Origin of the sequence: Ferrimicrobium sp., assembly GCF_027319265.1 — a bacterium.
In the GTDB taxonomy this organism is placed as follows: Bacteria; Actinomycetota; Acidimicrobiia; order Acidimicrobiales; family Acidimicrobiaceae; genus Ferrimicrobium.
The window spans coordinates 17676-31619 of the sequence record NZ_DAHVNP010000008.1 but is presented as its reverse complement, the minus strand read 5'-3'; the positions used below and the strand labels follow the sequence as shown (position 1 = coordinate 31619).

13 protein-coding genes are annotated in these 13944 nt (G+C 58.4%); 11 read left to right on the top strand and 2 right to left on the bottom strand.

The genetic code is table 11. The features are described from left to right. Positions 1–141 precede the first annotated feature (141 nt). From M7439_RS00895 to M7439_RS00875, 5 genes are all read left to right on the top strand, one after another. The gene (locus M7439_RS00895) at positions 142–1053 is read left to right on the top strand and encodes an ABC transporter ATP-binding protein (protein ID WP_298347488.1); all 912 of its coding nucleotides are present in this window, start codon (positions 142–144) and stop codon (positions 1051–1053) included. Beyond that, positions 1043–1846, top strand: coding sequence for an ABC transporter permease (locus M7439_RS00890; RefSeq protein WP_298347487.1), 804 nt, complete (start codon positions 1043–1045; stop codon positions 1844–1846). Before M7439_RS00895 ends, M7439_RS00890 begins: the two co-directional genes overlap by 11 nt. A 96-nt stretch (positions 1847–1942) precedes the next feature. Continuing rightward, entirely contained in the window at positions 1943–2125 is a 183-nt protein-coding gene (locus tag M7439_RS00885) for a hypothetical protein (protein ID WP_298337109.1), read from the top strand. 325 nt (positions 2126–2450) lie between these two features. Beyond that, positions 2451–3920, top strand: a complete 1470-nt coding sequence (locus M7439_RS00880) for an NAD-dependent succinate-semialdehyde dehydrogenase (protein ID WP_298347486.1) — start codon at positions 2451–2453, stop codon at positions 3918–3920. A 270-nt stretch (positions 3921–4190) separates the two neighbouring features. Next, positions 4191–4658 (top strand): glutathione peroxidase, encoded by a 468-nt coding sequence (locus tag M7439_RS00875; RefSeq protein ID WP_298347485.1) that lies wholly within the window; start codon positions 4191–4193, stop codon positions 4656–4658. Between the two features lie 182 nt (positions 4659–4840). Here M7439_RS00875 and M7439_RS00870 read toward each other — a convergent pair whose 3' ends face one another. Next, the gene (locus M7439_RS00870; RefSeq protein ID WP_298347484.1) at positions 4841–7393 is read right to left on the bottom strand and encodes a GNAT family N-acetyltransferase; all 2553 of its coding nucleotides are present in this window, start codon (positions 7391–7393) and stop codon (positions 4841–4843) included. Next, positions 7390–7842, bottom strand: coding sequence for an Rrf2 family transcriptional regulator (locus M7439_RS00865; protein WP_298347483.1), 453 nt, complete (start codon positions 7840–7842; stop codon positions 7390–7392). The genes M7439_RS00870 and M7439_RS00865 overlap by 4 nt, the downstream gene beginning before the upstream one ends. A gap of 87 nt (positions 7843–7929) precedes the next feature. Here M7439_RS00865 and M7439_RS00860 point away from each other — a divergent pair, with 87 nt between their 5' ends. From M7439_RS00860 to M7439_RS00835, 6 genes are all read left to right on the top strand, one after another. Beyond that, complete coding sequence (locus M7439_RS00860; RefSeq protein ID WP_298347482.1) at positions 7930–9072, top strand: alkaline phosphatase family protein; 1143 nt, start codon at positions 7930–7932, stop codon at positions 9070–9072. 48 nt (positions 9073–9120) lie between these two features. Further along, positions 9121–9579, top strand: a complete 459-nt coding sequence (locus tag M7439_RS00855; RefSeq protein ID WP_298347481.1) for a proteasome activator — start codon at positions 9121–9123, stop codon at positions 9577–9579. Beyond that, on the top strand, positions 9576–10064 hold the full coding sequence (gene rpiB / locus M7439_RS00850; protein ID WP_298347480.1) for a ribose 5-phosphate isomerase B: 489 nt from the start codon (positions 9576–9578) through the stop codon (positions 10062–10064). Before M7439_RS00855 ends, rpiB begins: the two co-directional genes overlap by 4 nt. Continuing rightward, positions 10051–11154 (top strand): alpha/beta hydrolase, encoded by a 1104-nt coding sequence (locus M7439_RS00845; protein WP_298347479.1) that lies wholly within the window; start codon positions 10051–10053, stop codon positions 11152–11154. The genes rpiB and M7439_RS00845 overlap by 14 nt, the downstream gene beginning before the upstream one ends. Then, complete coding sequence (locus tag M7439_RS00840; RefSeq protein ID WP_298443108.1) at positions 11151–12293, top strand: amidase; 1143 nt, start codon at positions 11151–11153, stop codon at positions 12291–12293. Before M7439_RS00845 ends, M7439_RS00840 begins: the two co-directional genes overlap by 4 nt. Positions 12294–12366: 73 nt before the next feature. Then, the gene (locus M7439_RS00835; protein ID WP_298347477.1) at positions 12367–13929 is read left to right on the top strand and encodes a 3,4-dehydroadipyl-CoA semialdehyde dehydrogenase; all 1563 of its coding nucleotides are present in this window, start codon (positions 12367–12369) and stop codon (positions 13927–13929) included. The last annotated feature ends 15 nt before the right edge of the window (positions 13930–13944 follow it).

Sequence of the window (13944 nt, the reverse complement as noted above, 5' to 3'; positions counted from 1 at the left end):
GGGATTACCAAGTGGGCCAAGGCCTGGAACGAGAACCCCAAGCCCTTCATCTGGACCAAGAGCGCCGACGAGATCTTCGCTTCTATGCAGAAATACTTGGAGCCTATTGTTTCTCCGCAAACTTCTGAGGAGGGACACTAGGTGGTTGCTGTCCTCGAGGCTGATGGCCTCACGAAGGGTTTTGGCGGTCAGCTTGCCGTCGATTCGGTTACGTTTTCGGTGGATGAAGGCTCCGTGTTCGGTTTTTTAGGGCCCAACGGTGCTGGGAAAACGACTACCATTCGTATCGCCCTCGGACTCATCTTCCCCGATGCTGGTGAATTTACTCTTTTGGGTGAGAGTCGGCGTTCACGGTTGCACCGGGTGCTGCCCCGCGTGGGCTCGTTCATCGAGGGACCTGGCTACGTGCCCTATCTCAGCGCTCGTCAGAACTTGGATCGGTTCCTTGCTGCCGAAGGCATTCGGAGGAGCGGGCGACCTCGGTTGATCGGGGATGCCCTGGAGGCGGTTGGGCTTGAGATGGTCGTTGATAAGCCAGTGGGACGCTACTCGCTCGGTATGCGACAGCGACTCGGGCTTGCCCAGGCGCTCTTGGGTGAGCGCGACCTTTACATCCTTGATGAACCGACCAATGGGCTCGACCCGAGTGGCATGAGAGAGGTGCGTCGTCTGATTGGCGAACTCGCCGCCAAGGGTAAGACGATCTTTATCTCTACCCATCTGTTATCCGAGGCCGAACAGATCTGTTCGCATGTGGCGTTCATGTCGCAGGGTCGCCTCATCAAGGCGGGATCTCTTGATGAGCTACGGAGTGATTATGCACCCCAGCTCAAGATCGTTGGCACCCCGGTGGCGTCGATTCTGGAGCTTGCTGGCTCGACGGCCCGACTCGATGGACTTTCCGTGATCGTTGATCTTGAGTTAAGCGATGGTCCCTCCCTGCTGCACGCATTGGTCAGCGGTGGCGTTGATGTAACCGAGTTCACTTGGTTGATGCCAAACCTAGAGGAGATCTTCATCGCCGAAGTGGGCGAGGGCTTCGATGTTCGTTGAGGAGTTCAAACGCGTCTTTCGGAGACCGAGAAACCTGATTATCCTTGGACTGATTGCGCTGGTCCCCATCCTTCTGGGTGTGGTGGTTCGCTTTGCGGGTCATGGAGGGCCTCGAGGCGGTGGGCCGGCCTTTTTTGCCGAGATCACCCAGAATGCAATCTTTCTGCCGTTGGCCGCCCTTGCTTCGATGGAGACGTTGATCCTTCCGCTAGCCGCCGCCATCATCGCCGGCGACTCGGTGGCTGGCGATGCAGCAAATGGTTCTCTGCGCTACTTGCTGGTGCGACGAGTTTCGCGAACTCGGATCATCCATGCAAAAATTGTCGCGGCCCTTGCCTATACCCTTGCGCTGAGTCTCATGATCGCGATTGTTGGGTTGATTATGGGTTCGATCCTTTTTCCCCACCATCAGGTGGTCACGTTGTCAGGGGCGTCGATCACGTTCCTTCATGGGATCGGCGAGTCGTTGTTGGCGGCGCTTGTGGTGGGTATCTCGATCTTTTCGGTGACGATGGTCGGGATTGCTGTCTCGACTTTTACCACATCGTCGTTGGCAGCCACGTCGATTGCGGTGACGGTGGCCATCGCTTCAGAGGTGCTCGATGCCATCCCTCAGCTCGAAAAGATCCGCCCTATCCTGTTGTCAAATTATTGGTCTGCGTTCATCAATATTTTTCGTTCGCCTATTCTTGCTGGACCGATCTACAAGGATCTGCTAGAGCAGTTGGGGTGGATGGCGGTGTTTTATCTCCTCGCAGTCTTCAATTTCTCTCAGCGTGATATCACTGCCTAGCGATGCGTCTGCCGTGGAAGACACAGATTTTGTGAAGAGCCCACCTTTGGGTGTGCTCTTCGGTCTGGCTAGAATGGGTAACGAGAGGAGGTTGCTATGAGCAGCATCATCAAGGTAGTCCTAGGGGTCCTTGGAGTGATCATTGCATTTGCCTTGATCTCCTTTGTCCTCAAACTCATCTCAATGATCTCCACCATCGTGATCATCGTTGTGGTGGTTGTGGTAGTCGTTGGACTGCTACGACGTGGCCGGTCTCGGCGCAAAGATTCCACCGCATAAGGCGAGAGGCTTGCGCGAGGGAGTTTTGCCGGGATAGGCAGGCAGCCTAGGGGTGCGGCGTTTGGGGGCAAGACGGAGTGCCGGAGCCGAAGTTTGGGGCTGTGGGTTCGTGTCTGGCGCGACAGGGCGTAACCGGATCGCAACGGAGGTCTCCTCCTTTGAATGTGAGATGCCTCTGATGCTCCATTCCTAGGGTCGGCTGGCGCGGCGTGGATCGCCTCTTTGATCGGTTACTGTAGGGACGCTATAGTAGGGTAGCGGTCAAGGCAGGCCTCGACTTGAGGTAATGACTAGGTCTTATGGACCTCGGTGATAAGGAGTGACGATGGCGATGAGTGTCGAAGAGAGTCGGGTGGTAGGAGACGTCCCAACGGGGCTGTTGATCGGCGGAGAGTGGCGGCATGCTCGTTCTGGCAAGGAGCTCAAGGTCGAGGATCCGGCGACCGGAGAGGTAATCGCGTCGGTTGCTGACGCGGGCCCAGAGGATGCGCTCGATGCGCTCGAGGCTGCTACTCGTGCGCAGGTGAGTTGGGCGGCTACGGCTCCTCGCTTTCGTGCCGAGATTCTTCGTTCGGCCTACGAGAAGATCATGGCTCAGCAAGAGGAGTTAGCGCTCTTGATGACCCTCGAGATGGGTAAGCCGGTAGCTGAATCCAAGGGAGAGGTCGCCTATGCGGCTGAGTTCTTCCGTTGGTTCTCAGAGGAGGCGGTTCGCATGAAGGGTGAGTACTATCGCTCCCCTGATGGGATGACGAAGGTCTTGACGTCGCGGTCACCCGTTGGTCCTAGCTACATGATTACTCCCTGGAACTTCCCGCTCGCCATGGGGACACGGAAGGTGGGACCTGCGTTGGCAGCTGGTTGCACGGTTATCCTGAAGCCAGCTGAGCAGACACCCCTCTGTTCACTTGCGCTTGGTGCGATCCTACTTGACGCAGGATTGCCAGCCGGTGTCCTCAATATCATCACCACCTCAGAACCTGGAGAGATTACCGATCGCCTGGTGGACGACGCTCGGTTACGTAAACTTTCCTTTACGGGTTCAACCGAGGTGGGCAAGATGCTCATGCGAAAGGCGTCTACGAACCTGCTTCGCCTGTCGATGGAGCTAGGTGGCAATGCCCCCTTGATCGTCTTCTCCGATGCGGACCTGGACAAGGCTGTGCCGGGAGCGATTTTTGCCAAGATGCGTAACGGTGGAGAGGCGTGCACGAGCGCGAACCGTATTCTGGTTCACAAAGATCTCGCCGAGGCATTCACGGAGCGTTTGGCCGATGAACTCTCAAAGATGAAGGTCGCTCGTGGTACGGTTGCCGGTGCACAGGTTGGACCGCTGATCGACCAGGATGCTCTGCTGAAGGTGACTGGCCTCCTTGAGGACGCGACGGCGGTAGGTGGGCGCGTGCTCACCGGCGGAACGCGAGTTGGGGCGGACGGGTATTTCTATGCTCCTACGGTTATCGCAGGTGTTCCAAAGAGTGCGAGAATTTTCCGTGAGGAGATCTTTGGTCCGGTGGCGCCGGTCTATACCTTCGATGATGATGACGAGGCGTACGCTGTGGCCAACGACACTAACTACGGGCTCGTCTCCTACATCTTTACCGAGTCCTTTAGACGGGTGCATCAGGCGATCGATGCCCTGCAATCGGGTATGGTAGGTGTGAATCAGGGTCTGGTCTCCAACGCCGCGGCACCCTTTGGTGGCGTCAAACACTCGGGCTTTGGCCGCGAGGGGGGCTTCGAAGGGATCAACGAGTACCTCGACGTGAAGTACGCGGCGCTCAATCTGAGTTGAAGAGCCGACAAGGGGTACCCAGTCAGGAGGAGATCCCTCGGACATCGATGAGTGGCTGCGGTGGCGGTGGTAGTGGATGTTGTGTTGTACGCCAAAACGTGGGTCATGGGTGCGCTCGCTAACCATCGACTGAGGGTTGACGTGGTTTGGGGCCAGGTGATTGCCCGAGTGTGCGGGGTGATCGGTCGTTGTCGGGATTAAGTACGCCCTTTACTGAGTTGACAAGGGTATCCAACGAGGGAGGTCATGTTGTTTCCGTACGAGCTAGAGATGGAACGTCTGGATGGTTCAGTAGAGTCGCTTGGTGAGCGCCGGGGTGATGTTTTGCTGGTGGTGAATGTGGCATCGCGTTGTGGTTTAACACCGCAGTATGAGGGACTTGTGGCGCTGCACAATAAGTATGCGGATCAAGGGTTTACCGTTCTCGGATTTCCGTGCAATCAGTTCGGTGAACAGGAACCTGGCTCCGCCGAGGAGATTGCTACGTTCTGTTCGACGACCTATGGTGTCGATTTCCCGATGTTTGCCAAGCTTGAGGTCAACGGGGAAGGTCGGCATCCGCTGTACCAGACCCTCACCTCAGTTGAGGACGGCGAAGGCGTAGCGGGAGATGTGCAATGGAACTTCGAGAAGTTCCTTGTGTCACGCGATGGAGCGACGGTGCGGCGCTTTCGGCCGATGGTGACGCCAGAGGATGCGTTGCTCGTCGCAGGTATCGAGGAGATGCTTTCGGTTTAGATCGTTCTGCGTGGGGTCGAGTGGGCTGGCCGTCCATGACGATGCTGCCACCGGTGAACAGCGCTCGGATCGGTGCTGCTGGATCAAGCTAGGTCCAGCACCCACCAACGGTGGGAAAGTCCAGCAGCGATGTACATAGGTGGGCCCTGGTGTACTCGATCTGTGGGTGCGTCTTTTGGCTCTTAGTGTAGTGCACCGGGTGCACGTAGGCTTCGTGTGACCATCTGTGGTTCAAGCAGGGAATCTCGCACCAACATTCGTGCACCACGCACGTAGACACCCTTGGTCGTGAGCGAGATCGGGTCGAGCAAAAGCGCGTGGACGGGGTAGAACTGATCCGCGATGGCGACGAGGGTTTTCGTGATCGCGAAGAGGGGACTTCGATCCATCTTCGGAAGCTTTGCGTAACCGTCGGTGATGGTGATGCCCGGTATCGAATTGATGAACTCTTCAATGTCTTGTTCTGTTTGGGGCAGCGCGCGTAGCGAGGCGGCTCCGAAGAGGTCGAAAGCAACTCCGGAAAGGCTGCCACGGAGAAAGGGTCCGAAGCGGTTATCGTGGATCAGCTCGATGCGTAACAGAGCAGTGCGACCCTCCAGCTCTTCACGACGTGCACCGGTGGGCGGATCGATTGGTATGCCGAATTGCCCGGCGGCTATGCGCGCTGGATCGCCGTCGAGGAGGGCCGACCCAGCGGCTAGGGTAGACAGCAACTCGTCAGGAACGACTAGTGGTTCTGTGGTGATCGGCTCTCCGCTCGGTCGAAGTCTCCAACGAGAGTAGTCAGCCATTCTGCCGAGGGCAATGGCGGCGCTCTCAGGGAACGAGTAGGAGGGGATGGTGTTGCCGTGGCTCGAGAGCGCTGCTGGCACACCCGGTAGTGCGAGGAAGTTAGCCAGGACCGGCTTGGCCGCCTCCTCTGCAGCGGCTCGGGCGATGGCATCAGCGACACTTGCCGCCGCGTTCACTGCTGGGTTGGGATTGCCGCTCAGACCACGTTCAGTTGGTGGCGCTAAGGTTCGAGGGTCGTCGTTCGAACCAACGACGGTGGGAATGTAGCAGACGATGGCGGCGTCGACGCCGGTATCAGCGAGGACCGCCGCCAAATGATGCCCCCAGTCTGCGGGCGTTGCCGATGGTGCGAGTTCGATGGGGTTCTTGGTACCGACCGTTGGAGCAGCGCTTGAAAACGTCGCAAGTTCCAAGCCGGCAGGCGTGAGGGCATCGGCAACGAGCGGTCCGGTGCCGCCGGTGTTCGTCAGGATTGCGACTCGGTTGCCGTTGGGTATCGGTTGATCCAGGAAGGCCCGCGTCAACTGTATGAGTTGTTCAAGCGTGTCCAAACGGATGACGCCGGTCTGTCGCATAAGGGCCTCGACGGCGGCGTCATCATCTAATTCGCCAAAAGCTAAGGGTATCTGCCCTTCTCTTCGACGACGGGACTTGACTGCAAGCACCGGTTTAGCAAGGGAGACTCGTCGCGCAATTCGGGCGAAGCTTCGTGGATTACCAAAGCCCTCCATGTAGAGGAGGACAACACTCGTGAGGGGGTCGTCCTCCCAGAACGAGAGCAGATCGTTACCGGAGATATCCGCCTTATTGCCGGAACTGACAAACCCTGAGACTCCGATATCGGCTCGTTGCAGTTCCGCGAGGATCGCCAACGAGAGTGGCCCGGACTGCGCATGGACACCGGCACCTCCCTGATGGATCCTGATGGGTGCCAAGGTGGCCTGGAGGCCGAGTGGGGGCGTGGCGATTCCCATCGAGTTAGGGCCGACCACGCGGATGCCATTGCGTCGTGCAAGCGCTACTAATTGACGTTCGACCTCTGCCCCTTCCCTGGAGGTGTCGGAAAATCCAGCGGAGATGATCACCACCCCCTTGGCTTGGGTAGTGATCGCATCCTCGATGACTTTGAGGACCTCAGCAACATTGACGGCGATGATGACGAGGTCGACCGGTTCGGGAAGGGAAGCAAGGTTCGGGTAACAGCGAACGCCACGGATGGCGGTGGCTTCACTGTTGACTGGGTAGATAGTTCCAGAAAAATTGCCATCAAGGAGATTGGCGAAGATGAGGTCGCCAACGCTCCCAGCGACTCTGCTTGCACCGACGATAGCTACCGAGTTCGGTCGTAATATCGTCTCGATCGATCGTGCCGTCGCGCGATGTTCTCGAGCCGCCATGGCATTCCGAGACTGTTGTGTGGGGGTGAGATCGAAACGAACTTGGACGACACCCTCTTCGGTGTGCCGTATCAGCTGGTAGCCGGCGTCACGAAACACTTTGAGCATTCTCGTGTTGTCGGCGAGTGTGTCGGCGACGAAGCGAGTGATGCCATTCGTCTTGGCAAAGGCAGCCAACTGCTCGAGCATGATGGAGCCGAGCCCACGTCCTTGATGGGCATCGTCCACGAGGAACGCGACTTCGGCCACCGGGTTGCCAGGGATTCGGTCGTAGCGAGCCACCGCGATGAGGCGACCGCGGTAGTCAGCGACAAATGCCATGCGGTCTTGATAATCGACATTGACAAAGCGATTGAGCATGGGCTCGCTCAAGTGCGGCATCGGGGTAAAGAAACGGTAATAGACCGTCGCAGGCGAGAGTCGCGCATGCAACTCGGTGATCCCCTGGGCGTCACTAGGACGGATTGGGCGCAGGTGAACCGTTCTTCCGTCCGAGAGGATCGTGTCCGATTCCCAGCTAGCCGGGTAGTGGCTTTCGGGTGTCATCCGCCTATGACCTGCTGTTCGTCTGGGGCCATTCCACGCGCCCGGGCGACCATATCGGCCAGGGTGTACGAGCGTAAGTGTTCACGCATGTGATGCCCAACCTCAGCCCAAACGTCGCGAAGCACGCATTGGCCCTCGTGTGCGCAAGCCCCGTTTTCATGAGGGGCGCCGAAGTTGCCCAGGGTCAGGGGACCGTCGACCGCGGAGATGATCTGTGCCAAAGTGATCTGTGTGGGGTCCCTGGAGAGCACATAGCCTCCGCTGGCCCCTCTCCGTGAGGTGACGAGTCCCGCACCCTTTAGAGTCAAGAGGATCTGCTCCAAGTAGGGCTGGGGTAGGCCGGTACGGCGTGACAGTTCAGCAACCGAGGTGGGTTTCTCAGGACCCTGGCGTAGGGCTAGCGATAAAAGCGCCCTTGATGCGTAGTCTCCACGAGTTGAAACCTTCACTGATCACTATCGTAGCCGGTCCTGTGAGTCTCTGGCTTGACCCGGCATGTGCTAAGGTGGGCTAGCCTGGAGGAGGAAAGAGGATCGATGGGCATCATACAACTGGATGAGATCACCCCGAACGACTCCTTCGTCCTACCAGACTATACAGCCCCTGGCCTGGCGACGCTCATGCCGTCGGTGGTAGATATCGTTCGCGGTCGAAAAGGGGCAGCTGAGGTGTTTCTGGGAACTCGAGTGGACAACGTAGAACGGGTCGTTGTCCTCGCTCTTGATGGCTTGGGTTATTTTCAGCTTCTGCCGCGACTAGCGTCGCTTCCGATCCTGGCGAGTGGGGTGCTGCGTCGAGGGTACTCGGTGGGGCCGACGACCACGGCTACCGCGCTCACTTCCTTGACGACTGGCGCAACGCCAGCCGAGCACGGGGTGCTGGGGTACCGGGTTCGGTTGGGATCGCACGCCATCTTAAACACGTTGCGATGGAGTTCCTCTGACCGTGAGATCACCCCGCCGATCCCCATGGACTTTCAGCCGGTGCCGCCGTTTTGTGGCGAAACCCCGACGGTGGTAACGAAGTACCTTTTTGCCAAGACCGGCTTCACCCAGGTCCATCTTCGTGGCGGAAGACTCCGCTATTGGCACGCGATGTCGAGTATCGTCGCCAAGGTCCTTGGAGCACTCGAGGAGGGTGAGCCTCTCGTTTTTGCGTACTATGACGGCATCGATACCGTGGCTCATGAGTTTGGGCTTGGTGAGGCCTATGAACGCGAGTTGCTGATGGTCGATGTGCTCGTTGGGATGCTCGTTGAGCAACTGCCGGCCAGAACGGCACTCGTTATCACGGCAGATCACGGGCAGGTTGAGGTTCCCACGCCTCCGATCCGCATCGATACTACCATCATGGAGCTCGTGAAGCTTCTTTCGGGAGAGGGGCGTTTCCGATGGCTTCACTGTCAGCAAGGTGCCACCGAACGGGTGGCGGCGATGGTCTTGGAACGCTATGGGGATGTGGCTCGTGTGTTGGTGCGAGAGGAAGTTTTGGGGCTTGGTATCTTTGGAGGCACGCCCTCAAAAGGGGTGATGGCGCGGGTGGGGGACGTTGCCATCGTACCGACGGCCCCGGTGAGTTTTTATGATCCAGATGATGTCGGTGCACTCCAGTTGGTATGTCGACACGGAGGCTTAACGGCCGATGAGGTGATCATTCCGATACTGACGTTTATCAGGTAGGCTTTTGGTGGGTGTTCGGGTCGGCGACCCGTTGAACGGAGGACGAATATGGCAGATGCACATGAGGAACCCAAGTTACTGATGCCAGGTGATAGTGCGGCGCCGGAGGCGAACTCCGAGGTCATTATGTCACCGGCAAAGGTACTGCGGATTGGATCGATGATACGGGCGCTTCTGGAGGAGGTCAAATCGGCTCCTCTCGACGTGAGTTCTCGTAGCCGACTCGCAGAGATCTACGACACCTCGGTGGCAGAACTCGGGGGTGTGATGTCGGAGGATCTCACAGAGGAGCTCCGAGGTTTCGCCCCGGCGTTTCACGGTGGCGAGGTACCATCGGAGGCTGAACTGCGCATCGCGCAGGCTCAGCTTGTCGGATGGCTCGAGGGATTGTTTCACGGCATCCAAGCGACGCTCATGGCACAACAGATGGATTCGCGCTCTCAGTTGCAAGAGCTCCGCAATCGGGGGCTCCCACAGGGAACACCAGCACCAGGGAACTATCTGTGAACCTGACGCTCGATGGTGTCGTGATCGCTATCGGCAGTGACCATGCTGGTTTTCCGCTGAAGGGTACAATCGCCCAGTACCTCGAGGGTGAGGGTGCGGTGGTCATTGACTTTGGTACAAACTCGGAGGAGAGCGTCGATTATCCGCTCTATTGCGAACCGGTCGGTCGAGCAGTAGCGAGTGGAGTCGCCACCCTCGGGGTAGTCCTGGGGGGATCGGGTCAAGGCGAGCAGATCGTTGCCAACAAGGTGATCGGCGTTCGGGCAGCGCTGTGTTGGAACGAACTCTCCGCCAGACTCGCCCGGTCACACAACGATGCGAATGTACTGGCCCTTGGTGCTCGATTGCTAGGAGATGAGCTTGCGCTTGCCATCGTTGCGGCCTTCGTGTCCGGTGTTTTTGACGGCGGACGACATGAGCGGCGGATCCAACAGATCCACCAGGTAGAAGAAGGGGTGTCGTTCGTTCAAAATGCAAGTAGGTAAACCTGCACGTTCTACGTTATTAGTCGGCATCGTTGGAGCGGTTGTCGTCTTAATCGCCGCGTTGTTTGTCGCCAATCGATCCTCTACCGTCCCCGCCCGATTGAGTGTCCCCACCGCGACGACCGCACCGGGAAGTTCGTCCGGGACGACACCTATTCCGCCTGTTGAGACGCAGACGATTAGCTCGCCTATCCGTGGTGTTGGGGAGTACTCTACGACCGTGGTCGAAGATGGGCGGATTCTCTGCGTGCCGTCGACCGGGGCCTGTTCGACAAGAAGCTATCTTCTGCACATCTACTATCCCTCCACGAAGACCACGAGTGTGAATCCTGTGGTAGACGCGAATCCCGCCAGCGCGGGCTCTCCATACCCCTTGATCGTGTTCGCGGCTGGGTTCGACGTAGATCCATCAAACTACCTGCCACTGATCAGCGGATGGGTGCGTCACGGATACGTAGTAGCAGCACCTCGCTTTCCTCTCTCCTCGGCGTGGGCGATCGCTCATTATGGGGTAAATCTTTCGGATGCGGAGCTATCAGATGCCTTTGAGTCTGACATGCTCAATCAGCCAGGTGATATGCGAGCCGCCATCGCCGAGGTCGCGTTGTTAAATCAGAACCCATCGACGCCGTTGACGGCGCTTGTCAATACGAACGAGATCGCCGCCGCTGGTCAGAGTGATGGTGGAGACACGACGTTAGCCTTCACCGATAACACCTGCTGCCGTGACTCCGCGGTGAAGGCGGCAATCATTCTCTCGGGGGCTGAATTTACTCCGTATGGGGGAGAATATTTCCCATCACCCGCGATGCCACTCATGGTGGCGCAAGGCACGGCGGATACGGTCAATGCTCCGGCTCTCTCGACTCAGATCTACGACCAAGCACCAGCTCCTAAGGTCTATTTGCAACTCCTCGGCGCAGACCATCTTGAGGCGTACACGCAGACAAACGCCTATGAGCAGGCAGTGCTCAAAACTTCGCTCGCGTTCCTTGCCACCTACGTGCGCGGCATATCCCCATCGATAACTCATTTGACGACCATCGGTACTATCGCTCATGTCGGTAGCGAGCAGGCTGATCTTTCGTGAGCAATCCGTGGATGATCGGTGAGGTGGCGCCGTATCAGGCAGGGAAGTTAAACGCCGTTGTGAAGGACGTGCTCGACGTTGAGGGATTGCCGACCACCTGTGGTTCTAGACTGGTCGCGTCCGGAGCGTTGCCAGCCATGCGGGACGCAGTGGCGGTAGCCCGACTGCGTGCGACGGGGGTCTTCATTCGTGGTAAGGCGAACCTTGTTGAGTTTGCCTTTGGCGTGCATGGGGTCAATCCGTGGTTCGGTACCCCAAGCAACCCCTGTTCCCCGGATCTGATCCCTGGGGGCTCCTCGAGTGGTTCAGCCGTTGCTGTCGCCCTTGGCGAGGCGGAGGTTGGAGTTGGTACCGACACCGGGGGATCCATACGCATCCCGGCGGCGTGCTGTGGGGTCCTAGGTCTCAAACCAACCTATGGTCTGATCGATGAGACCGGGTGTGCTGCGTTAGCCCCGAGCTTGGACACCGTCGGCGTGCTCGCCCGCACGATCGCCGATCTTGAACGGGGCTTTGTCGGTATTGGTGGTGTGTTGGAAGGTCCAACGCCGACATGGATTGCACAGGTGCACTGCGGGGTGCCATCCTTTGACGCGGTCGTCTCCGATGTGCTTGCAGCCATCGATATGTCCGTCCGCACCATACCGGTGCTCGAGCTCGGTCATCTCTGGGAGGACGGTAATACGGTACTTCTATGGGAGGCCTATCGGCAATTGCGCCCCTATCTGTCCCAGGCCCACCGGCTCGATCCGCGAGGGCTAGCACGTCTTCGTGGTGCAGCACACGTGAGTGAGGCCGATTACCGCCAAGTATGCCAGCGGCGAGAGGAGCAACGAGAGCGTTGGTTTCGAGGGCTCGGCATGGGCGAAGGTGTGGTGGCACTCCCAACGCTAGCGCGGCCTGTTCCCTCTCGGTGGCCACTTGATGTCTCCGGTGTCAACCAGTTGACACTTCCTTTTAACTATTTAGGTTTCCCCGCCCTGACGCTGCCGATTCACATTGGTGCGGATGGGTTGCAGGGACGCGGAAGTGCCGGTTCGGTTCCGTTTGCTCTGCAGCTGGTCGCAGTCGACCATCGGGAATCGCAGCTCTTTGGGGTTGCACGGCGTATTTACGAACGTTTTCATGGTGTTGAATAGACTGGGTTGATACAACGGTTCGGTTCTCGCCATCGACCGGTTGTGGCATGGGTTAATCAAGGAGGTTAGGGCAATGATGCGAGTCAAACATCTGTTAGGTGGCCAGTGGGTTGATGGTAGCGGTGAGGGTACCGTACTCCGAGATCCCGCGACGGGTGCTCCTGTTGCATCGAGTTCAGCCGATGGGGTAGACGTTGCAGGGCCTCTTGCTTGGGCGCGCCGTACCGGCGGGGCTGAGCTTCGGGCGATGACGTTTCGTGAGCGGGGAGCGCTTCTCGCGCGTTTTGCTGAAAAGCTTCGAGAGGGGCGACCAGCTTACTATGACGCTGTTCTCGCAAACATGGGAGCGAACAAGCGCGATGCCGTCTTTGACATCGATGGCGCCATCGCCGTTCTTCGCTACTATGCGGGTCTCGGTGAAGAGCTTGGCGATCGCCGTACGCTGATTGAGCCAGGCTTCGCACAGATGACGCGGTCGGAGGAGTACCGGGTAGCGCATCTACTCACCCCACGCCAGGGTATCGCCATCGGCATCAATGCCTTTAACTTCCCTGCATGGGGCATGTTCGAGAAGGTAGCAACCGCGACGTTGGCCGGTATGCCCTCACTGGCAAAGCCTGCGACCCAAACGGCACTGGTCGCCTATCTTATGGTGCGCGACCTCTATGAAGCGAACTTGATCCCCGACGGTGTTCTGTCGTTGTTGAGCGCTGGTGGTCGTGACCTCGTAGAGATGGTTGAGGAGGAGGATACCCTCGCCTTTACCGGGTCTGCAGATACTGCGATCATGCTGCGGTCGAACCGGCATCTCATCACGCATGGAGCTCGGTTCAACGCTGAAGCGGACTCTTTGAATGCGATCTTCGCACTGGAAGATCTGAGTGCAGCATCGGTGGAGAGCCTGGTGGATGCGGTGGTGACGGAGATGACCATCAAAGCTGGTCAAAAATGTACCGCGATCCGTAGGGTCATCGTACCCGATGAGTTATTGGGATCGATCAGCGAACGACTCGTAGCACGAATGAGTTCATTGAAGATCGGAGATGCGAGGAATCCAGAGGTCGAGATGGGTCCCCTGGTGTCGCGGGCGCAGCAGGAGTCGGTGATTGCAGGTGCGGCGTTGCTGGCGCAAGAGGGTAAAAGCCTCCTCGCGGGGGCAAGTTCGGTGGAGTTCATCGACGTCGACCCGCACGTTGCAGCCGTGGTTGCACCCGCACTCATCCAGATCAGCGATCCCTCTTCAGCGAGGCTTGTGCACGAACTTGAGGTTTTTGGCCCTTGCGTGGCTTTGATGGGATATCGAAGTATGAGCGAGGGCATCGAGTTGGTGAGAAGGGGGCGAGGTTCGCTTGTAGCGACGATAGTAACTGATGACGATGCTGCCTTTGCTGAGACGGCTGTGGCTCTTGGATCACTCCACGGCCGTCTTGCGCAGCTCAACAGCGCTACCGCAGCCCTCAATCCGGGTCACGGTGTGGTTATGCCGCAGGGAATTCATGGTGGTCCTGGCAGGGCTGGGGGAGGGGAGGAGCTTGGGGGGCTACGAGCACTACCGTTTTACAGTCAGCGCAGCGCGATACAGGCGACCGTCCCGGTCCTTGAGTCGCTGCGCAGAGAGTCGGCCGAGCTGGGCTGAATAGGCGCGGTTGTG